Source organism: Pantoea rwandensis (assembly GCF_002095475.1).
GTDB classification, from domain to species: Bacteria; Pseudomonadota; Gammaproteobacteria; order Enterobacterales; family Enterobacteriaceae; genus Pantoea; species Pantoea rwandensis.
Genome location: NZ_MLFR01000009.1, coordinates 36,276 through 57,769, shown reverse-complemented (window position 1 = coordinate 57,769; position 21,494 = coordinate 36,276). Strand labels below are relative to the sequence as shown.

Below are 21,494 nucleotides of genomic sequence, written 5' to 3'. Positions count from 1 at the left end.
ACCACTTTCTCCAAGATGATAAGACCACCATGAGCCCCCACTTTTTGGCCCTGTTTAACCACCAACCCAAAGGCGGATTGCGTGAACGCCTGTGCATGATGTTACGCCAGGCCATCACGCAAGGTCATTTGCTTCATCATGCGCGACTGCCCTCCAGCCGCCAGATGGCAGCCGACTTATCCTTATCGCGCGTGACGGTGGAAGCGGCGTATGCGCAGTTAGAGAGCGAAGGCTATCTGGAAAGACGAGCCGGACGCGGCACCTTTGTGTCGATTGCTATACCACAGCGTCTTGCATCCAGTGCCAGCCAAGATTCTCCCCCTTTCTCCCGCAGGGGCGAACAGGTTCTGGCCACCGGCGGCTGTCAGGATCCGCCGTTTCCCCACGCCTTCGCGGCGGGTTCACCAGAATTACGCGCCTTTCCGCATGAACAGTGGCGCCGCATCAGCAACAGTGTTCAACGTCGCTTAGGCAGCCAGGTGATGGGTTATGGCGATCCGCTGGGCTATCGGCCACTGCGTCAGGCTGTGGCCGATTATCTGGCGTTGTCGCGTGGTGTGAGGTGTTCAGCTGAACAAGTGGTGATACTGACCAGCTCACAGCAAGCGTTGCAGCTGCTGGCGCTGATGTTTCTCGATAACGACGATGAGGTATGGCTCGAAGAACCTGGCTATCCCGGCGCGCGCAACGCCTTTCTCGCTGCAGGTGCGCGCTGTCGGGTAATGCCACTGGATAGCGAAGGCGCCATACCCTTAAGTGGACGCGCCAAGCTGGTCTATATGACACCCGCGCACCACTACCCCACAGGCATTCCGATGAGCCTGGCGCGCCGTTTACACTGGCTTGCCTGGGCACGTGAACAGCAGAGTTGGCTGATTGAGGACGATTACGACAGTGAGTTTCATTATGACGATCGTCCCGCCCCAGCGCTTCAGGGGTTGGAAAACGACAGTCGGGTCATTTGCCTTGGCACTTTCTCTAAAATGTTGTTTCCCTCGCTGCGGCTGGCGTGGATGGTGGTGCCGCCACAGCTGGTTGATGCCCTGGGCCGCGCGCGCAGTGTGATGGATGGTCATAGCGCGTTGCTGCCCCAGGCGATGACCGCCGAGTTTATGCAGCAGGGCTATTTTGCCAGCCACTTGCGCTTGATGCGTCAGCTTTATCATAGCCGTCGCGATCGGTTGCTGGAGCAAATCAACACGCGCATGCAGCCGTGGCTAAAGCCGCTACATGCTGCGGGCGGGTTGCAGTTGACGGTTTGTCTAAAGCAGGGTGAAGAAGCACCATTGACTCAGCAAGCCGCAGAGATGGGTCTGCTGCTGCCCCGCCTTTCGCCGCTTTATGCTGGAAACACATCGCAGAAAGGCTGGATACTGGGCTTCGCTGCACTGACGCCCGGTGAGATCGTCAGTGCCTGCGATAAGCTGGTTATGCTGTTGTCGCGCTACGCGCAAACGACCAGGTAACCAATATGCCCAGTGCGGCACAGCACGCGCCCGCAATATAGACCGAGCCATAACCTAAAGCCGTCGCCAGCAGGCCGGTCAGCGGTCCGCTGGCACCGTAAGCAATATCCTGGAAGGCGGAGAAGCCGCCCAGCGCCGTCCCCCGAATCTGCGGTGACACGCGTTTAATCACTTCTACACCCAATGCCGGGAAGATCAGTGAACAACCGCAGCCCGTCAGTGCGGCCCCAATCAGCGCCATCCCGCCCGATGTCGCACCCGCCAGCAGCAGCAAACCCGCCGTCTCCACCAGCAGAGAAACCAACGCCACCCGTACACCGCCGTGACGATCGGGTAAACCACCAAAGAACACTCGCACCAAGACAAAAGCACAGCCAAATGCTGTCAGGGCAAAACCGGCATTCCCCCAGTTTTCAGCGGCAAAATAGAGGGACGTAAAGGTGCCAATAACCGCGAATCCCGTCCCTTGAAGTGCCAGCGCCATACCCGGCTGGAAAATGGTTTTTACCACGCTAAACAGTGAGGGACGCTCCCCGCCGACCACCGGTACTTTGTTAACCCAGCTGTTGATGGCCAGCGACAACAACGGAAGCAGCAGCGCTACCATGCCCAAGGCGGCGAATCCACCATGTTGGTTGATCAGCAGACCGAGCGGAGCCCCTGCCGCCAGCGATCCATAGATCGCCATACCGTTCCACGACATCACCAGCCCAGAACGTTTGCTTCCTACCAACCCCATGCCCCAGGTCAGATTGCCGGTGAGCAGTAGACTTTCACCAAATCCCAGCAGTAAGCGCCCTATCGCCAGTAAACCGAACTTGGCCCATGGCGACACCGGCAGTAATGCCGCAGCCAGATACGCCACGCCCACCAAGGCGATTGCGAGCATCCCATGTTGGGTCGTGAGTTTAGCACCGTGCTGATCGGCACGACGTCCAGCGAAACTGCGCGTCAGCAGCGTGGCAAAAAATTGAATCCCCACTGCGATGCCCACCATCAGATTGCTCATCCCTAATTCTTGATGCACATACAGCGGGATAACCGGCAACGCGAGGCCAGCGGTGAGGTAGGTGAGAAAGACCGCAAATGAGATACAGCCCAAGGGCAGCACAGATTGCGTCTGCGTATCGGCAGCCGTGGTCATGATGGTAGGAACTCCTTGTTCAGGGCATGCGCAATACGCTCATTTGCTGCACAAGGCAGAAATGGGTGATTTGATTCACAAATTGCGCAAACGATTATTTTGTTTCATTGAGGCGACGGGAAGAGTGTAGGCAAGCGGCGGGGCAAATGTCAAAAACAACAAGAGCCGGATTAACCGGCCCTTAGAACAACGCTATCAACTACCCCATAGCATTCAATTTGCATCCCCGGTAGCTGACTGAAATCAGTGACCGGGTCTACATGTTGAAGTATGACGGGAACTTAAGCTGGAAGCTTACGCATGGTCAAGGTGGCGTTAGTGCCGCCGAAACCAAAGCTGTTCGACATCACGGTGGTCAGCGCTTTTTCAGTCGGCTTGGTCACGATGTTGAGGCCTTTACCGGCTTCATCCAGCTCTTCGATGTTGATGCTTGGCGCGATGAAGCTGTGCTCCAGCATTAACAGCGTATAGATCGCTTCCTGCACGCCTGCTGCACCCAGTGAGTGACCGGTCATGGCTTTGGTCGCAGAGATGAACGGTGAATTGTCACCGAACACTTCCTGAATTGCGCCCAGCTCTTTCACATCGCCGACTGGCGTTGAAGTGCCGTGGGTGTTGAGGTAATCGATTGGGGTATCCACGCCCTGCATAGCCATTTTCATGCAACGCACTGCGCCTTCACCTGATGGCGCTACCATATCTGCACCGTCAGAAGTCGCACCGTAGCCCACGATTTCTGCGTAGATGTGCGCGCCACGAGCCAGAGCATGTTCCAGCTCTTCAACCACTACCATACCGCCGCCGCCTGCGATCACGAAACCATCACGGTTTGCATCGTAAGTACGTGAAGCTTTTTCTGGCGTTTCGTTGTATTTGGTGGACAGTGCGCCCATCGCATCGAACTCACAGGCCATTTCCCAGCTCAGCTCTTCGCCGCCGCCAGCAAACACGATGTCCTGTTTGCCCAACTGAATCTGCTCAACCGCATTACCGATGCAGTGTGCAGAAGTCGCGCAAGCGGAGCTGATAGAGTAGTTCACACCGTGGATTTTAAACGGCGTTGCCAGGCAGGCAGACACGCCTGAACCCATGGCTTTGGTCACAACATAAGGACCGACCGCTTTCAGACCACGTGGGCCACGCATCGCATCGGCACCAAATACCTGATAACGTGGCGAGCCACCGCCTGAACCGGCAATCAGACCCACACGTGGGTTGTTCTGATACTGCTCGTCAGTCAGACCTGAATCCTGAATCGCTTCCGCCATTGACAGGTAAGCGTAGATTGAAGCATCACTCATGAAACGCACGATTTTGCGATCGATGAGCCCGTTGGTATCCAGTTTGACGTTGCCCCAGACGTGGCTGCGCATGCCGATATCTCTCATCTCTTCAGAGAAGGTGATCCCGGAACGGCCTTCACGCAGAGAAGCCAGCACTTCTTGCTGGTTATTACCAATGCTGGAAACGATACCCAGGCCAGTAATCACTGCACGTTTCATTCAATAGTCCTCATTCCACTTCTTTTGGATTGACGTGCACTCTAGCTTACAGTTGTAAGCCGAACAAGTCCGATCAGCCATTTCCTTTTGTAAATTTGCGTCATGTGACGGCACTCGCTAAAATCGCGCCACTGCCTGAAAAATGAGCCTTTCCCGTGAAATCATCCCCGGTTGAACACGCGCAATTAAATTGGAATGATCAGGGTACACCTGTTTCCCGAGCATTCGACGACGTCTACTTCTCCAACGACAATGGACTGGAAGAGACGCGCTATGTCTTCCTCAATGGCAACCAAATTCCGGTCCGCTTTGCCGAACATTCGCGCGATCTTTTTATCGTCGCGGAAAGCGGTTTTGGGACTGGTCTTAACTTTCTTACCCTGTGGCAAGCGTTTGATGACTTCTGCAATGCGCATCCGCACGCCACACTTAAGCGCCTGCACTTTATTAGCTGCGAAAAATTCCCACTGACGCAAACCGACTTGGTGGCAGCCCATGCTCACTGGCCAGAGTTGGCGCCCTGGGCAGAGCAGTTACAGCAACAGTGGCCACAAGCGCTACCGGGTTGCCAGCGTTTACTGTTTAACGGCGGTAAAGTCACGCTCGATCTCTGGCTTGGAGATATTAACGCGCTAATTAATACCTTTGATGACAGTCTTCACGCCCAAGTTGATGCGTGGTTTTTAGACGGTTTCGCACCCGCGAAAAATCCGGAAATGTGGACACCTGAACTGTTCGCCGCCATGGCACGTCTGGCCCGACCGGGCGGGACGCTGGCCACTTTTACCGCCGCCGGTTTTGTCCGTCGCGGATTGCAAGAAGCGGGTTTCACCGTGGCGAAGCGTAAAGGGTTCGGCCACAAGCGTGAAATGTTAACAGGCGTGATGGAACAGACGATTGATCTGCCTCATAGCCAGCCTTGGTATGCGCGACCCGCCACCAGTAGCCAAGACGTCGCGCTGGTTGGCGGTGGCTTAGCCAGTGCCGTTCTGGCGCTGGCGCTGCTACGCCGAGGCTGGAAGGTATCCCTTTATTGTGCAGATGCAGCACCGGCATTGGGTGCTTCAGGTAATCGTCAGGGTGCGCTTTATCCACTGCTCAACCAACACGATCCGGCGCTCGCCACCTTTTTCCCAGCAGCGTTCACCTTTGCCCGTCGTTTATACGATCAACTGCCCGTGATGTTTGAGCATGACTGGAGCGGCGTTTTACAACTTGGCTGGGACAGTAAAAGCGCCGAGAAGATCACCCAGATGCTGAACATGGGACTGCCGCATGATATCGCCTACGGCGTTGATCAAGCACAAGCGCAGCAGTTGGCGGGGGTCGATACGCGATGGGGTGGGATTTTCTATCCTCATGGGGGGTGGCTCTCCCCTTCGCAACTCACCAGCAATCTGCTGGAGTACGCGCAAACACTGGGCTTACGCGTCCACTGGTTGCATCGCGTTACGCAACTGGAACGTCGCGATGATAGCTGGACACTGCAATTCAGCGACCAGCCAGCCGTGCAACATGCACAGGTGGTACTTGCCAATGGTCATGCGCTGCTGGAGATCCAACAGAGCAAAGATCTACCGGTTTATCCGGTCGCCGGTCAGGTCAGCCATGTCCCCACCACACCGATGCTGGGCACCCTGAAAACGGTACTCTGCTACGACGGATATCTCACCCCGGTTAGCCCAACGTTCAATACGCATTGTGTTGGTGCCAGCTACCACCGTGGTGATACCGCCACCGCTTTCCGCATTGACGATCAGCAGGAAAACCGCCAGCGGCTCATTGATTGCTTACCCGATGCGGAATGGCCGTTACAGGTGGATGTCAGCGATAATGAAGCGCGTAATGGGGTCCGCTGCGCAACGCGCGATCATTTACCGATGAGCGGCAGCGCGCCAGATTATGAGGCAACACTGGCACAATATGCGGATTTACCGGAACAACGTGTGCGTGGCGAAAACATTACCGAGGCTCCTACTTATAGCGGCTTGTTTGTGTTGGGTGCGCTGGGCTCGCGCGGCTTGTGCAGTGCGCCATTGGCGGCAGAAGTGTTAGCAGCGCAGATGAGCGGTGAACCACAACCGTTGGACACCACGACGTTATCGGCCATGAATCCAAACCGCTACTGGATAAGAAAATTGCTGAAGGGGAAGAAAGCCGGACGGTAAAACAAGGGGCGAGAAAACGCCCCATGTTGTTATGCGGGCTGACGAGCCTGAAGGAACAAGTTATCCCACATGCCAATCACCAAGGCTTGATCGCGTGGCGACAGTTCACCCGCAGCAATGGCTTTTTGCAGACTATTGGTAACGTGAATCTGCAGCGCTTCAGGCGTGTGTTCACCGCTGATTTCAATCTCAGCCACCGCCAGGGTCAGATGACCACGCAGATAGCCACCGGCAAATAGCTCGTCGTCACTGGCGTGATCAACCATATCGTCAATCAAAGCCAGGATGCGTGTTTCAAATTCTACGATCATCTCTTCTATCCTTTAATTATGGGCTGGCGAATCACAGATCTTCCGGCCACGGAAAATGTGCCGCCGTCAGCGCAGGTGTACCGTAATAGTTTGTTAACGCATCGATAAATCGAGCGGGACGAGCCGGAATGCCCTGCTCAAAATGGGCCATCACTTGAGCATGGACCTTGCGCTGGAATGCGATACGATCTGGCTCACATTCTCCTTCGAGGTTGTCGCAGCTGACATTGAAGGGGAAGCCTGCCGCAACACAAAACATCCATTCCAGTGCCTGTGGCTTCACCTCTACCGACTCGAACTGGCTTTGCGTTTGCGCATCGCGTCCATCCGGGCAATACCAGTAACCAAAATCCACCAACTTGCGGCGTGCTTCACCCGCAATGCACCAGTGGGAAATCTCATGCAGTGCGCTGGCATAAAAACCATGAGCAAACACCACACGGTTCCACGGCGATTCCTCATCCGCTGGAAGATAGATAGGTTCATCGTCGCCTTTAATTAGACGGGTCTGAAAGTCGTCAACAAAGCAGCCATCAAAAATGTCTACCAGCTGCTGGTAATGATGTTCTGTACTCATAATATTTTAATCTTTAAAAAAAATTATTGCCATTGTCGCACTGGTCGCCCGTCTTGACGAGTATTGGTTTACAGGGTGGCCATCCACGCCAGTATCGCGCTGCCGTGACTATCCCATAACAATTTGGCGCTCATGACCGCTGAGACCGTTACCACCATCGGGCGAATCAGCTTCTGACCGCGGCTTAGCACCAGTCTTGCACCCAGGCGTGCACCTAAAAATGCACCGATCAGCATAATCACGCCAGTGCCCCAAACCACCTTTCCACCAAACATAAAGAACAGCAGGCTACTGAAGTTAGAGGTGAAATTTAGGACTTTGGCGTGGGCCGTCGCTTTGGCCAGATTGAATCCACACAGCGTAACAAATGCCAGCGCATAGAATGAACCGGCACCCGGTCCAAAAAAGCCATCATAGAAACCAACGCAGCCGCCGCCCACCAATGCATAGGCCAACCCTTGCAGGCGATGTTCGCGATCTGCTTCACCCAGACGTGGCATCAGCAGGAACCATAAACCAATGCTGATCAGCAATATTGGCAGGATCTGACGCAGCACATCGGCCTGAATATGCTGGATCAATACGGTGCCGCATACTCCACCAATAAAGGTCATCGCGATATTGAGCCGCTGTTCACGCAATTTCACCGCACCGCGCCGAACAAAGTAGAGGCTAGCGGAGAAGGATCCCCCCACCGACTGGAGCTTATTCGTGGCTAGGGCCTGTGCGGGGGAAAGCCCAGCGGCGAGTAAAGAAGGCACGGTAAGTAAACCGCCACCGCCTGCGATGGAGTCGATAAACGCCGCCAGTACCGCAACCAGAAACAGCACGCAGAGAATCCACGGGCTGACAACAAACCACTCCATGATAATCCTTAAAATACAGCGTAGAGGGGCCTTAAAGCCACCAGCTGGCGCACCCAAGCGCGCCTCTACAAATTGTTATAATAAATGGCGATCTAACAGTGCCTGACAAGATGGTGGCAACGGCGGCGGCGCTTTCTTCACTGGCGGAGTGCTGCCTGGTTTTTTGGGCAAGAACCAGCTGTCGAGTTCAGCACCACAGCCATCACCTGGCGGCGGAGCGGCCTGATCTTCGCACTCCAGACTGCCCGCCGGACAGCGCAAACGCACATGCATATGTGCACGGTGCGCGAACCAGGGGCGGACCTTATTCAACCATGCACGATCGCTACCCGCATCGGCACATAATTGCTTTTTAATCGCTGGATTGACGAAGATGCGTGTCACTTCATCATCTTTGGCTGCCAACTTAATCAGACTATCGATTTGCGGCTGCCAGTGACGCGCAATGACTTGCTTATCGTCTGCTGCCACCAGATCCAGCGGCTGCGGCTTCAGCAGTTGCTGCGACGTCCAGCGCGTTTGCGGCAGTTGCAGCCAGATATCAACATCCAGCCCGGTTTGATGACTGGCATGACCACTGCTAAAGCGCCCACCGGCCGCCATGCCCATATCACCAATCAAAACCTGCCCTAACTGCAGCTGATGCACCTGCGTACTCAGGCGTTGAATAAAAGCAATAAGATCGGGATGGCCGAAGTAGCGCCGTTGATCCTGGCGCATCACTTGATAGTTTGGCGAGTTGAGCGGCAATTGCTGCGCACCCACGATACAGCCATTGGCGAAACCACCAATCGACTGTGGGCTGCCCGCAATGGGCTGATGGATTTGCTGCCACGGCGTGGCGGCAAAGGCGGCCGCACTGCACAACAGCGCGGCAACGGTGGTGAGCAGGCGGCGCATCAGTGGCTTACCAGCGCGGTACGTTGCTGTTGACGTCACCGTTTTGCGCACGCTGGCGCAGCAGGTGGTCCATCAACACAATCGCCATCATCGCTTCGGCAATCGGTACCGCACGAATACCGACACAAGGATCGTGGCGACCTTTGGTGATCATTTCCACTTCCTCGCCATCACGGGTGATGGTTTTACCCGGCACGGTGATGCTGGAAGTCGGCTTCATGGCCAGATTCGCGCTGATAGTCTGACCGCTGCTGATTCCGCCCAAAATGCCACCCGCATGGTTGCTCTGAAAACCGTCGGCACGAATTTCATCACGATGCTGGCTACCGCGTTGGCTCACAACGGCAAATCCGTCGCCGATTTCAATGCCTTTTACCGCATTGATGCTCATCAAGGCATGCGCCAGATCGGCATCGAGACGATCAAATACCGGCTCGCCCAGACCAGGCGGCACGTTTTCGGCCATCACGGTCACTTTCGCGCCGATTGAGTCGCCTTCTTTCTTCAGGCCACGCATCAGTTCGTCCAGTGCTTCCAACTTTGACGCATCCGGGCAGAAGAACGGATTCTCTTCGACAATGCTCCAGTCTTTCAGCTCGCAGGCGACATCACCAATCTGCGCCAGATAGCCACGCACCTGGATGCCATGCTTCATCTGCAAATATTTCTTAGCGATTGCACCTGCGGCAACACGCATCGCGGTTTCACGTGCGGATGAACGACCGCCGCCGCGATAGTCACGCAGGCCGTATTTCTGCTCGTAGGTGTAATCCGCATGACCTGGACGGAACAGATCTTTGATTGCGCCGTAGTCCTGCGAACGCTGATCGGTATTTTCAATCAGCAGGCCGATAGAGGTCCCCGTGGTGACGCCCTCAAACACGCCAGACAAAATTTTCACCTGATCCGGTTCACGGCGCTGTGTGGTATAGCGCGACGTGCCAGGACGGCGGCGATCGAGATCGTGCTGAATATCCGCTTCCGTCAGGGGAATGCCGGGTGGCACGCCATCAACAATGCAGCCCAGCGCAATACCGTGCGACTCGCCAAAGGTGGTTACGCGAAAAACTTGTCCGATGCTGTTTCCGGCCATTGTGGTTCCTTGTTGCGATGTTGCGGGCGAGCGCTCGCCCCGATTTTTAGTCTTTATAGAAAGAGAAATGATGCTGCGCCGCGACAATCTGTTCGCGCGTCAGCATGAATACGCCGTCACCACCGTTATCAAACTCCAGCCAGGTGAATGGCACATCCGGATACTGCTCAATCATGTGCACCATGCTGTTGCCCACTTCGCAAATCAGCACGCCCTGCTCGCTCAGATAATCTGGCGCGCAGGACAGAATACGGCGCACCAGTTTCAGGCCATCACTGCCCGCTGCTAAGCCAAGTTCTGGCTCATGGCGATATTCGTTTGGCAGATCGTCCATATCTTCCGCATCAACATACGGTGGATTGGTGACGATCAGGTCATATTTCACCTGCGGCAGACCACGGAACAGATCGGCGCGAATCGGCGTGACGTGGTTCATCAAACCATGTTCTTCGATGTTTTGCTCAGCCACCGCCAGCGCATCGGTAGAAATATCAACCGCATCCACTTCGGCTTCTGGGAAGGCGTAAGCGCAGGCAATGGCAATACAGCCGCTGCCAGTGCACATGTCGAGAATATGATGGGGTTGTTCGCCAATCAGACCGGCAAAGCGGTTTTCGATCAGCTCGCCGATCGGTGAACGCGGCACTAACACGCGTTCGTCGACATAGAACTCATGACCGCAGAACCAAGCTTTATTGGTGAGATAGGCCACCGGAATGCGCTCGTTGACGCGGCGAATTACGCGTTCAACAATACGGTGACGCTCACTGGCAGTAAGGCGCGCATGGCGCATATCTTCGGGAATATCCAGCGGCAACCAAAGCGTAGGCAGAACCAGTTGAACGGCTTCGTCCCAAGGATTGTCCGTGCCGTGCCCGTACCAAATGCCTGCCGCCGAAAAACGGCTGACAGCCCAGCGCAGCATATCCTGAATGGTGTGCAGTTCACTCACTGCCTCATCGACGAAAATCTTGTCCACGTAGCCCTCCGCAGGCCTTAAAATCAATCGGCCGATAGTTTGCCACGAAGCCGGGCAGAATTCAGCGCAGCAAGGCGAAAAAGCTGACATTTGTTAACGGCCCGCGTTAAGGTATGTCACCGGTTGATGACCAGCCTTTTAACCCTATTATCGAGCCATGAGTAAGAAAACGCCGCTAAGCCAGGACGATCAGTCACTGTTCCGCGAATTAATGAGCGGGACGCGCAAGCTGAAACAAGACACTATCGTGCATAAATCGGTAGTGAAAACACGCGAAGTACCGCTTAAAAGACTGCTTTCCGAGCAGGCTGATAACAGCCATTACTTCTCCGATGAATTTCAGCCGCTGCTCTCCAGTGACGGCCCGATGCGTTACGTGCGCGCTGATGTCAGCCACTACGAATTAAAGAAATTACGTCGGGGCGATTACACCCCAGAGATTTTTTTGGATTTACACGGGTTAAGACAGCAACAGGCGAAACAGGAGTTAGGTGCGCTGATTGCTGCCTGCCGCCGCGAACACTTGTTCTGTGCCAGTGTGATGACTGGCCACGGCAAGCATATCCTCAAGCAGCAAACACCGCTGTGGCTGGCGCAACATCCGCATGTGATGGCGTTCCATCAGGCACCAAAACTGTTTGGTGGCGATGCCGCATTGCTGGTGCTGATTGAAGTGGAAGAGTGGCAACCGCCAGAACTGCCCTAAATAAACACCCAGCACTTTTAACCGCAGTTATTCAAACGGTAATAAGGCGGTAAGCGGATTCGTATCGGTGAGCTTACAGGCGTAAGTCACTGGGGTGGATGTAGCAGCCAATAGTGTTGCTGCTCGAAGTATGACGCGGAAAAGGAAAGGGCCGCTGCTGCGGCCCATAGAACGGGCGAATTTACATCGCTTTGGCCAATTTAGACGGGCTGACCTGCCACTCCAGTTTGCCTTCGCAGGCTTCTGCATCAAAGTTCACATAGGCGATAGCCGAGGTCGCGAACATCGGTGGCGCTTCCTGCGGGCAAAGTTCTGAAACCAGATAGCCCACCAGCGGCAGATGTGAAATAACCAACGCCGATTTTACACCCTTCTGTGCCAGTGCCTGGAGATAACAGGCCACCATGCCAGGATCACCACCCGGCGTGAGTTCAGGCAGCACATCCTGCCCTTCCGGTAATTTCAGGGCTTCGCGCACCGTCGCGAGTGTCTGCTCAGCACGCAAATAAGGGCTCACTAACACCCGTTCGATATCCAGCGCCTGGCCATTCAGCCAACTCGCCATCTGACGCGATTCGTCACAACCACAGATCGTTAAAGGGCGAACCGAATCACTCGCTGCTTCCAGAGCTGCGTCGCCATGACGCATGATAAAAACTTGCATAAAGCACCGCTGTTGTTTGTCGATATCGTCGGGTACCACAGCACCAGACGCGTCATTCTACGAATGAACGCTGTGTTTTACCCCAATGGCTTCAGTATAGTCAACCGGTTGTTTATTAAATAAGCATATCTCAGAATGGCGCCGAAGCACCTACTCCATCACGCCATAACTAACCCGCTGAATCTGTGCGCCTATTCATGATTGTGCAGAAGTGTAAAAATTCGTTTGCGCTTCTGACATTGTCATCAAAGCTTCACAGGGCACAAAACGTTCACCCTGTTGCTGCATTAATGCGCGTAATGTGTTGACGATGTCAAGCCCCCCACGTTGATCCATATAGTGGAATGGACCACCCAAGAATGGGGGAAAACCGATGCCAAACACGGCGGCAATATCACCATCGCGCGCACTGCGAATCACGCCCTCATCGAGGCAACGTGCCGCTTCGTTTAGCATCATCAGCACACAACGCTCTGCAATCTGCTTTTCACTCTGTTTAGCCAGGGGTTTGATATTCAGCAACGTATAGAGGCTGTCATCAACTTTGCGCTGACCCGGCCAACGCGAACGGGTGTAAAGGTAGAAACCTTTTTTGTTTTTACGCCCTTTTCTGCCGTCGGCGAGGATGGCGTTCACCGCCTCCGGCGCGCTAAATCGCTCACCATAAGCTTGCTTTAAGATGGGACTGATTTTGCTGCCGACATCAATACCCACTTCATCCAATAACTGTAACGGTCCAACCGGGAAACCGAATTTAACCAGCGCGCGGTCAATATGCTCAACCGGTTCACCTTCCAAAAGACAGCGCATGGCTTCATTTATATAGGGTGCGAGAATACGGTTGACGTAGAAACCAGGCCGATCGGCCACCACTATCGCTGTTTTTCCCTGCTGACGCGCCAGTTTTACGGTGGTTGCCAGAGTTGCGGCTGAGGTCCCCGCATGGGGAATCACCTCCACCAGCGGCATCTTGTCGACGGGACTAAAATAATGCAGACCAATCACATTCTCTGGTCGCTGCGCATTGGCTGCGATATCCCCGATCGGCAACGATGAGGTGTTAGAAGCAAAAATCGTCTGCGGCTGGCAGTGATTCTCGACCTCCGCCACCATCTGCTGTTTGAGCGCTAAATCTTCAAATACGGCTTCAACCACAACATCGCGATGACTAAACCCCTGATAATCAGTCCCGCCGCTGATGCGAGCCATCTGTTGTTGCCGTTCAGCGGGTTTCATCTGGCGTCGCTTAACCTTTTGGCTCAGCAGATCCCAACTGTACTGCAACGCATGATTCACGCCGTTGAGATCGACGTCTTTAATACGCACCGGTGAACCGGCTTTCAGTGCAGTGACGCTGGCTATGCCTCCGCCCATCAGCCCACCACCCAGCACACCAATGTGTTTCAGTGGCCGTGGTTCTGCGTCTGCCATCGCCTCTTTCTTGATGGCGGTCGATGCAAAAAACAGACTACGCAGTGCGGCTGATTCTGGCGTCATCGCCAACTGACCAAAAGCGCGCGCCTCGGCGGCGTGCCCGGCGTTGCTGCCCTGCTCCAGTCCTATGCGAACGACCTGCAGGATGCGATCTGTTGCTGGATAATTGCCCTGGGTTTTGCTGTCGGTCTGACGTTTTGCCATCGCAAATAATAAGGAACGCACCATGGGAGCCTGCATGATGCGATCGCGAAGCGTCAGCTCACGCCGTAATACCTTTCCTTTATGTACCTGTGCAATTGCTGTCTCAAGCAGAATGGATAGCGGAACTGCATCGTCAACCACACCGAGCTTCAACGCCTGTTTGGCACGCAGCTGTTTGCCACTGAGTATTAACGGTAACGCCTGCGGCACGCCGATCAGTTTTGGCAGCCTTTGGGTGCCGCCAGAACCCGGCAATAAACCTAACTGCACCTCTGGCAGTCCTAGCCGGGTTTTCTCATCCAGCGAGCAGATACGAGCGCTACAGGCGAGCGCCAGTTCAAGACCCCCACCGAGGCAAGCGCCATGAATGGCCGCCACCACCGGGAAGGGTAACGCGGCAATTTCCGCCATCACTTCCTGTCCCTGGCGCGCCAATGCTTCGGCTTCCTCTGCGGTCTGGCATTTGGCTATCATGCTGATATCAGCACCCGCCACAAAGTTATCGCTCTTACCCGAAATCAACACTAATCCTGCCAATTGTGGGTTACTACGCGCTTCGGCCAGCACCGCTTTAATTTGTGATACAAACTCGGCCCTGAGCGTGTTCATCTTCTCGCCAGGCACATCGATGGTGATGACACCGACATGATCGAGGCGCATCTGTAAATGGAATGCGGATGGACTCATTACTCAGCCTCCAGAACCATTGCGGTGCCTAAACCACCCGCTGCACAGGCGGTGACCAATCCCAGTCCTCCACCGCGTCGCCGCAGTTCCTGCAGTGTTTGGGTGATCATACGCGCGCCCGTCGCGGCAAATGGGTGGCCATAAGCAATCGAACCGCCCAGGACATTGAAACGCTCTTCATTGACTTCACCCAGCGCATGCGGCCGATTGAGCACGTCGCGGGCGAAGCGTTCATCGCGGAACATTTTCAAATTAGCCAGGGTTTGGGCAGCAAAAGCCTCATGCATATCAATCAACGTCAACTCGTTAAGGGTGATCCCCGCACGTTCCAGCGCCAGCGGTGAGGCATAAGCGGGACCGAGCAGCATGTCCTGCCAGACATCGATTGCGGTGAAGGCGTAGCTACGTAGATAGCCAAGCGGAGTGATGCCCAGCTCACGTGCGCGCCCTTCACGCATTAATATCACCGCCGCTGCCCCATCAGTGAGTGGCGTGCTGTTAGCGGCAGTGACTGAACCATGGCGACGATCAAATGCCGGGCGAAGTTTGGCGTAATCACTGGCGCTGGCGTTGAAGCGGATATTGTTATCCTGCTCAATCGGCGCTTTCCACGGTGGCACAAACGCGGGCATCACTTCTTGCGCCAATACGCCGGACTGCCAGGCGCGTGCAGCATGTTGATGCGAGCGCAGCGCCAGCGCATCTTGCTGCTCGCGCGTGATGCCATGCGTTTTTGCCATCTGCTCGGCGGTATCTCCCATGCGTAATCCGGTAGAAAACTCCGCCACCGCCGGTGGCACCGGCAACAGATCGCGCGGACGCAAGCGGCGTAAAATTTGCAGTTTTTTGCTGAAGGTCCGTGCTTTGTTGAGATCGACCAATGCGCGTGCCAGCGTTTTGCTGACGCCAATCGGCAGTACCGAAGAGGAATCGGCTCCCCCTGCAATGCCGGCATTGATGGTGCCGGCCATCAGGCTCTCCGCTACATTGGCCACCGCCTGAAAACTGGTGGCGCACGCGCGGCTGACACTGTAGGCATCAGTGTGCACACTCAAACCACTACTGAGGACGATTTCGCGCGCAATATTCGGCGCTTCCGGCATCTGCACCACTTGACCAAATACCAGTTGATCGATCACCTCAAAAGGTAATTCGCTACGTGCCATTAGCTCAGACACCACCATGCGCCCTAACTCTAGCGCCGGAATGCCGTGAAAATCACTCGCCTGCCGTGCGAAAGGTGTGCGTAATCCGTGGGTTATGGCGATACGTTCGCCCTGACGCGTCAGCAGCGGCTGCGCTTTGCTCATTGCACTCACCTGTAATTTACGACCCTGGCATCATTGCCAAACAGGTCTGACCTGATCATCAGTGTTAACCAGGTGTCGCTAAGTCGCCAATAACAGAAGAAAAAAAGTGCGAGGGAAGACACGAAAAAGAGAAAACGCTGCCGAAAGGGCTTCCGGCAGCAGCAGGATTAGCGTAAGCCGAGCTGGAAAATCAGGGTTTCAGCCTGGCAAGCAAAAGTGAAATCAACATTGAGACGCACACCAGCCGCTTCCTCGATAAAAGCGGAGCGAATATCGCAGGGATCGGATTCCACCTGACGTGCTTTGTCACTCAGGTGCGCCAGCATCACCTCCGCAGCATGGCGATCGGCAAATACACCAGACCAACTGGCGGTACAATCGGTATTGTCCATCACTGTGCCCACATCCACACAGCAACAGGCTGCGGTTTCGTTGGCACTGCATTTTTTAATGGCATCAGTCATAGCTCTCTCCTGACGAAAAATCGATACAAGCGGATCATTTCTAACGCAAATTGTACGCCCCATGCGCCCTGCCATCTATCTCCCTGCCGCTAAGTGACGAATATCACACTAAAAATTGATCCAGAACAAATTTGACCGCTATGCTGAATGGGCATCAATACGATTTTGTTAAGCAGATCTGATTTTGTCGATCAAATTGGAAATATTTAAAAAACAATATTGCAACAAATACACAGGTCGGACCTATACTCGTCGCACTGGTCTGATATGTGTCTTTGTCATCAGTCCCTACAATCCGCCGTCCTTTGTTACGCGACGTAACAACGTTTAATAATAAATCTAGATGAGGTTGTGGTCATGAACCATAAGAACCTGTTTGCAAAGTCAGCTGTGGCAGCTGCTGTGGCGCTTATTTCTTCCCAAGTTTACGCCGCAGGCTTTCAACTTAATGAATTCTCAGCAATTGGTTTAGGTCGTGCATATTCGGGTGAAGGTGCGATGGGCGATACCGCCGCATCCGCCAGCCGCAACCCCGCGACCATGGCATTGATGGATCGTCCATCGTTCTCTATCGGTGCTGTTTATATTGATCCTGATGTGAATATCACGGGTCAAAGTCCTACCGGGCGCAGCCTGAATGCCAGCAATATTGCGCCGAATCAGTGGGTGCCCAATATTCATTACGTCCAACCGATTAATGATCAATGGTGGGTTGGTGCATCTGTTACGTCGAACTATGGTCTGGCAACAGAGTTTAATGATGGCTACACCGCAGGCGGATATGGCGGTAAAACCGATCTGCAGACCGGTAACTTTAATATCAGTACAGCTTATCGTTTGAACGAACATTTCAGTTTCGGCCTTGGATTTGATGCGGTTTACGCCAAAGCTAAAATCGAACGTTATGCAGGTGAAGCCGGCTCTGCATTGGGCCTACCCGCTGACACAAAAGTGGCACACCTGAACGGTAATAAATGGGGATACGGCTGGAACGCAGGGATTTTATATGAAGTGGACAAAAACAACCGCTTCGGCTTTACCTACCGTTCTGAGGTAAAAATCGATTTCGACGGCAACTACCGCAGCGACTTACCTACCTTTGTTAACTCCTTACCGCAAGCGCAGTTGTTAGGGCTGCCTTATGGTACAGGCGGCGCGACGATTCCGGGATCGTTGACGCTCAATCTGCCAGAAATGTGGGAAGTGTCAGGCTGGCATAAAGTGGCGCCACAGTGGGCGGTACACTACAGCATGGCCTACACCAGCTGGAGCCAGTTCCAAGAGCTGAAGGCCACGGGCAGTAATGGCCAAACGTTGTTCTATAAGGATGAAGGCTACCACGATGCCTACCGCATCGCTTTGGGTACCACCTACTTCTACGACGATAACTGGACCTTCCGTACCGGTATTGCGTTTGATGACAGCCCGGTGCCAGCGGATAAACGCTCAATCTCTATCCCAGATCAGGATCGCCTGTGGCTGAGCGCCGGTGCATCTTATGCCTTCAATGAAGATGCCTCTATTGATTTGGGTATTTCCTATATGCACGGCCAGAAAGTCACCATCAAAGAAGGTTCATATACCTTTAACTCCGATGGTAAAGCCTGGCTGTACGGCGCGGGCTTTAACTACAAGTTCTGATGCCAACGACGGTGTGTACAACGGCGACAGCGATGTCGCCGTTTTTATTGGCGACGGGATACTGGCCAGTGCTCGGCCAGATAATCAATAAAGCAGCGAACGCGTGGTGGCAGATAGCGCCCCGGCCAGATCGCCGAAAAACCACTTTCTCGAATACAACTCCCCGGCAGCACTTCTATTAACTTGCCCTGTTCCAGCACTTCGCGCACCACAAAATCAGGGATATAGCTGATCCCCATACCGGCTAACGTGCTCTGCACCATCGCTTCGATATTATTCACCGTCAGTGATTTAGCGGGCTGGAAATCTCCGGTGACGCGAAGATCCGCCAGTTCCCAGTGTTGAATCAACCCTGTTGCGGGAAAACGAAAGAAAATGCAGTGATGCTGTGCCAAGTCAGCACTCGCCGTTGGCGTCCCCCTTGCCGCGAGGTAGTCTGGACTGGCGCAAAGCACAAAACGAAAAGGTCCTAGCGTACGCGCCTGTAACCGCGAATCCTGCATCTCGCCGCTGCGGATAGCGACATCAAACCCCTCATCAATCACGTTGACCAGTCGGTCACTAAAATCAAAATCTAATTCAACGTCAGGATAGAGCTGATGAAATTGCGGGAGCAGTGGCGTAATCAATCGATACCCCACCACCGGTAGTGACACACGCAGTTTGCCACTTGGATGGGCAACGGCTTGGGTGATCTCCGCTTCCACATCACGCAGTTGCTCAAGGATGGGACGTGTTCGTGCCAGTAACAATGCCCCTTCGGCTGTCAGACTCACACTGCGTGTGCTGCGATTGAACAGTCTTACCCCAAGCTGTTGTTCAAGCCGAGCCACATTTTTACCCACTGCAGAAGCAGAAATGCCCAGCAGCTGTGCCGCCTGCACAAAGCTGAGTGTTTCAGCCGTGCGCACAAAAGCGCTCAATGAGGTAAGACTGTCCATGATAATAAACCTTATGTCCGCAAAGAGTGGAGTTACACCCCGTTTATCCTCTTTTATATCCACAATAGTCTGTTACGTCATCTACTCCATTCTGTACGAGATACGCAATGACGGAAATCAGCAGCACATCCTCTTCAGGCGTCAATATCAGTGCGACCTTAGCGATTTTACTGGCGGCGTTATTACTCCCTTTGAGTTTTACCGGCGGCGTGGTGACCACAGCCGCAATTAGCAGGGATCTTCACGGTGGGCCACTGTCGCTCGCCTGGCTAACCAATGGCTTCATGCTGACCTTTGGCAGTGGCTTATTGGCGGCGGGCGTGGCGGCCGACAAGCTTCGACATAAGCGCGTATTCATCGCCGGACTGGCGCTATTCGCTGTCAGTTCCCTGCTGATTGCTCTCACCAGTAGCACATTAACGCTCGGCGTTTATCGCGCCTTGCAGGGTATTGCCGCCGCGTTGACGCTGGCGGGGGGTGCCACGGCGCTGGCGCATCTCTACAATGGGCCAGCACGCACGCGGGTTTTCAGTTTACTGGGTACTTTATTCGGCGTTGGCTTGGCATTCGGTCCCTTAGTGATGGGCATCATCACCGACGCGCTCAGCTGGCGTTGGGTGTATGCGCTGTTGGCTGCCATGGCAATGGTAATCGGACTGGCGGGACAACTCAGTATCACCGCCATGAAGACCCCGCCATCCGTCCCGGCAGACATACACGGAACGGCCCTGTTTAGCCTCGCCCTCCTCGCCTTCACCACTACGCTGATCCTGCTACCGCAATACGGAGCATTGTCATTGACGGTGTTCATCGGGTTGGCCATGACTCTGCTGGCAGGCGCATTGTTTGTCCGCCACACGCAGCGTATCGCCCATCCGGTTTTCACTCTGGCACTGCTGCGTCAGCCGCATTTTGCCGGCGTGCTGCTGTTGCCGGTGGCAACCTGCTACTGCTACGTGGTGCTGTTGATTGTTGTCCCGCTATTTTTAATGGGCGCGCGTAACTTTAGCGAAACACAAAGCGCGGTCATTTTGCTGGCCCTCACTGCTCCGATGTTGATTTTTCCTGGCATCGCGGCCTGGCTAACACGTTGGTTTAATCCGGGGAACATCTCAGTGGCAGGCTTGCTGCTAGCAACGCTGGGTTTAATCGGCATGGCGCATGCGATAAAAACGGATGGACTCGTTGCACTCACTTGCTCGATGTTTGTGACCGGCATGGGTGCCGCATTGCCATGGGGATTAATGGACGGGCTGGCCGTGTCGGCGGTATCGGTAGAACGTGCAGGAATGGCGGCAGGTTTGTTTAATACTGTGCGTGTGGCGGGTGAAGGGATTGCTTTGGCGATAGTGATGGCGCTACTGGCGTTGCTCAATCAGCTGGGCCTTCAAGAAAGCTTCCCCACTCTGGATATCGCGTCACGTGATAAAGCTGCGGTGTGGTTATCAGGTAGTCACGTTCTTCAAGCACATGAACTGCTGCCGCAGATTTCGGCCCCCTTGCTGATGAGCAATGTGGAGCATGCGTATTTTATCCTGCTCAACGGATTGGCTGCGATAACGCTTGGGTGCGCAGTGTGGGTGGGCATACTCCTCAGGCAGCCCGTAAAGCAGACATAAAAAAATGGCGACTGTGAAAGTCGCCATTATTTTTACTGTGAATCGATATCTTTTAAATCATCCTGAATCGCGCTGGCGTTCGGATTCTCTTCCGGCTTCAACTTGCCGCCATTGGCGAGGAAGTCATTACGCTGGAAATAGGCATTACGTATAAAGGCATACGGATCTTGCTGTTGCTTAAGGATGGCATCTGAATCCAACAGCTGTGCACGCGTTTCCACGCCTTCCAGTGTCCATTTGCCAATCGACATTGGCCAGGTGAGCCAGCTCAGCACAGGGTAGAGTGTATCGACATAGTCGCCACCATCCTGACGCACCGTGAAGCTACCGTAACCCGGCAACACCACGTATGGACCGTAGCCCGCACCGTAACGACCCAGAGTGCTACCAAAATGGTGCGGCACTTCACGCGCCAACTCTGTATTCGCTTTGCCTGCTACATCGATAAATCCGCCCAACCCTAACACGGTATTGAGGAAGAAACGCGTAAAGTGGATCCCCGCCTGACGCGGCTCTCCCACCAGAATCGAGTTCAGCATGCTGGCGGGTTCATCCAGGTTTCCCAGGAAATTACTTAAACCACTGCGCGCAGGCACAGGCACGTAATCGCGCCATGCAACCGCAACCGGACGCACGACATAAGGATCCAGCACGTTGTAGTTGAAGTTAAACATCGTGCGGTTAAAGCCTTCGAGCGGATCGCTGCGCTGCGCAGGCTGCGTTGGATCCGCCGGTTTTGAACTGGCACATCCCACGAGCAGCAAGCTGGCCAGCGCCATACCGGTCAGGCGGTTATTCATTCTTATCTCCCTGTGCGG

19 protein-coding genes are annotated in these 21,494 nt (G+C 54.4%); 5 read left to right on the top strand and 14 right to left on the bottom strand.

The window, feature by feature from the left end; translation table 11 throughout:
• Positions 1-29 precede the first annotated feature (29 nt).
• A complete protein-coding gene (gene pdxR, locus HA51_RS11105) occupies positions 30-1,466 on the top strand; it encodes a MocR-like pyridoxine biosynthesis transcription factor PdxR (protein WP_084934575.1) in 1,437 nt (478 codons plus the stop codon).
• Here pdxR and HA51_RS11100 read toward each other — a convergent pair.
• On the bottom strand, positions 1,429-2,610 hold the full coding sequence (locus HA51_RS11100; protein ID WP_084934574.1) for an MFS transporter: 1,182 nt from the start codon (positions 2,608-2,610) through the stop codon (positions 1,429-1,431). The genes pdxR and HA51_RS11100 overlap by 38 nt on opposite strands.
• 281 nt (positions 2,611-2,891) lie before the next feature.
• Positions 2,892-4,112, bottom strand: coding sequence for a beta-ketoacyl-ACP synthase I (gene fabB / locus HA51_RS11095; RefSeq protein ID WP_084934573.1), 1,221 nt, complete (start codon positions 4,110-4,112; stop codon positions 2,892-2,894).
• Positions 4,113-4,267: 155 nt separating this feature from the next.
• Here fabB and mnmC point away from each other — a divergent pair, with 155 nt between their 5' ends.
• Complete coding sequence (mnmC, locus tag HA51_RS11090; protein ID WP_084934572.1) at positions 4,268-6,280, top strand: bifunctional tRNA (5-methylaminomethyl-2-thiouridine)(34)-methyltransferase MnmC2/FAD-dependent 5-carboxymethylaminomethyl-2-thiouridine(34) oxidoreductase MnmC1; 2,013 nt, start codon at positions 4,268-4,270, stop codon at positions 6,278-6,280.
• Positions 6,281-6,309: 29 nt separating this feature from the next.
• On the opposite strand, the gene HA51_RS11085 is transcribed toward mnmC, so the two are convergent.
• The 6 genes from HA51_RS11085 to prmB form a co-directional block, all read right to left on the bottom strand.
• On the bottom strand, positions 6,310-6,591 hold the full coding sequence (locus tag HA51_RS11085; RefSeq protein ID WP_084934571.1) for a YfcL family protein: 282 nt from the start codon (positions 6,589-6,591) through the stop codon (positions 6,310-6,312).
• A 31-nt stretch (positions 6,592-6,622) separates the two neighbouring features.
• Positions 6,623-7,168, bottom strand: a complete 546-nt coding sequence (locus HA51_RS11080) for an elongation factor P hydroxylase (protein WP_084934570.1) — start codon at positions 7,166-7,168, stop codon at positions 6,623-6,625.
• Positions 7,169-7,236: 68 nt separating this feature from the next.
• On the bottom strand, positions 7,237-8,034 hold the full coding sequence (locus HA51_RS11075; RefSeq protein WP_084934569.1) for a sulfite exporter TauE/SafE family protein: 798 nt from the start codon (positions 8,032-8,034) through the stop codon (positions 7,237-7,239).
• Between the two features lie 75 nt (positions 8,035-8,109).
• The gene (gene mepA / locus HA51_RS11070; protein WP_084934568.1) at positions 8,110-8,934 is read right to left on the bottom strand and encodes a penicillin-insensitive murein endopeptidase; all 825 of its coding nucleotides are present in this window, start codon (positions 8,932-8,934) and stop codon (positions 8,110-8,112) included.
• Positions 8,935-8,941: 7 nt separating this feature from the next.
• Positions 8,942-10,027 (bottom strand): chorismate synthase, encoded by a 1,086-nt coding sequence (gene aroC / locus HA51_RS11065; RefSeq protein ID WP_084934567.1) that lies wholly within the window; start codon positions 10,025-10,027, stop codon positions 8,942-8,944.
• Between the two features lie 46 nt (positions 10,028-10,073).
• Complete coding sequence (prmB, locus tag HA51_RS11060; RefSeq protein ID WP_084934566.1) at positions 10,074-11,006, bottom strand: 50S ribosomal protein L3 N(5)-glutamine methyltransferase; 933 nt, start codon at positions 11,004-11,006, stop codon at positions 10,074-10,076.
• A gap of 157 nt (positions 11,007-11,163) precedes the next feature.
• On the opposite strand from prmB, the gene smrB reads away from it, so the two are divergent.
• Positions 11,164-11,712: an endonuclease SmrB gene (smrB, locus tag HA51_RS11055; RefSeq protein WP_084934565.1), complete on the top strand. Its 549-nt coding sequence runs from the start codon at positions 11,164-11,166 to the stop codon at positions 11,710-11,712.
• A gap of 181 nt (positions 11,713-11,893) precedes the next feature.
• Here the strand turns inward: smrB and sixA are convergent, their stop codons facing one another.
• The 4 genes from sixA to HA51_RS11035 form a co-directional block, all read right to left on the bottom strand.
• Complete coding sequence (gene sixA / locus HA51_RS11050; RefSeq protein ID WP_084934564.1) at positions 11,894-12,376, bottom strand: phosphohistidine phosphatase SixA; 483 nt, start codon at positions 12,374-12,376, stop codon at positions 11,894-11,896.
• Between the two features lie 195 nt (positions 12,377-12,571).
• Complete coding sequence (fadJ, locus tag HA51_RS11045; protein WP_084934563.1) at positions 12,572-14,701, bottom strand: fatty acid oxidation complex subunit alpha FadJ; 2,130 nt, start codon at positions 14,699-14,701, stop codon at positions 12,572-12,574.
• Positions 14,701-16,011 (bottom strand): acetyl-CoA C-acyltransferase FadI, encoded by a 1,311-nt coding sequence (fadI, locus tag HA51_RS11040; RefSeq protein ID WP_084934562.1) that lies wholly within the window; start codon positions 16,009-16,011, stop codon positions 14,701-14,703. Before fadI ends, fadJ begins: the two co-directional genes overlap by 1 nt.
• A gap of 167 nt (positions 16,012-16,178) precedes the next feature.
• Entirely contained in the window at positions 16,179-16,475 is a 297-nt protein-coding gene (locus HA51_RS11035) for a YfcZ/YiiS family protein (protein ID WP_084934561.1), read from the bottom strand.
• A gap of 357 nt (positions 16,476-16,832) precedes the next feature.
• Between HA51_RS11035 and fadL the strand changes: the two genes are divergently transcribed.
• Positions 16,833-18,116 (top strand): long-chain fatty acid transporter FadL, encoded by a 1,284-nt coding sequence (gene fadL, locus HA51_RS11030; protein ID WP_084934560.1) that lies wholly within the window; start codon positions 16,833-16,835, stop codon positions 18,114-18,116.
• 44 nt (positions 18,117-18,160) lie between these two features.
• Here the strand turns inward: fadL and HA51_RS11025 are convergent, their stop codons facing one another.
• Complete coding sequence (locus HA51_RS11025; protein WP_084934559.1) at positions 18,161-19,057, bottom strand: LysR family transcriptional regulator; 897 nt, start codon at positions 19,055-19,057, stop codon at positions 18,161-18,163.
• Positions 19,058-19,164: 107 nt separating this feature from the next.
• Between HA51_RS11025 and HA51_RS11020 the strand changes: the two genes are divergently transcribed.
• A complete protein-coding gene (locus HA51_RS11020) occupies positions 19,165-20,676 on the top strand; it encodes an MFS transporter (RefSeq protein WP_084934558.1) in 1,512 nt (503 codons plus the stop codon).
• 32 nt (positions 20,677-20,708) lie between these two features.
• On the opposite strand, the gene mlaA is transcribed toward HA51_RS11020, so the two are convergent.
• Positions 20,709-21,476, bottom strand: a complete 768-nt coding sequence (gene mlaA / locus HA51_RS11015; protein WP_084934557.1) for a phospholipid-binding lipoprotein MlaA — start codon at positions 21,474-21,476, stop codon at positions 20,709-20,711.
• Positions 21,477-21,494: the final 18 nt, after the last annotated feature.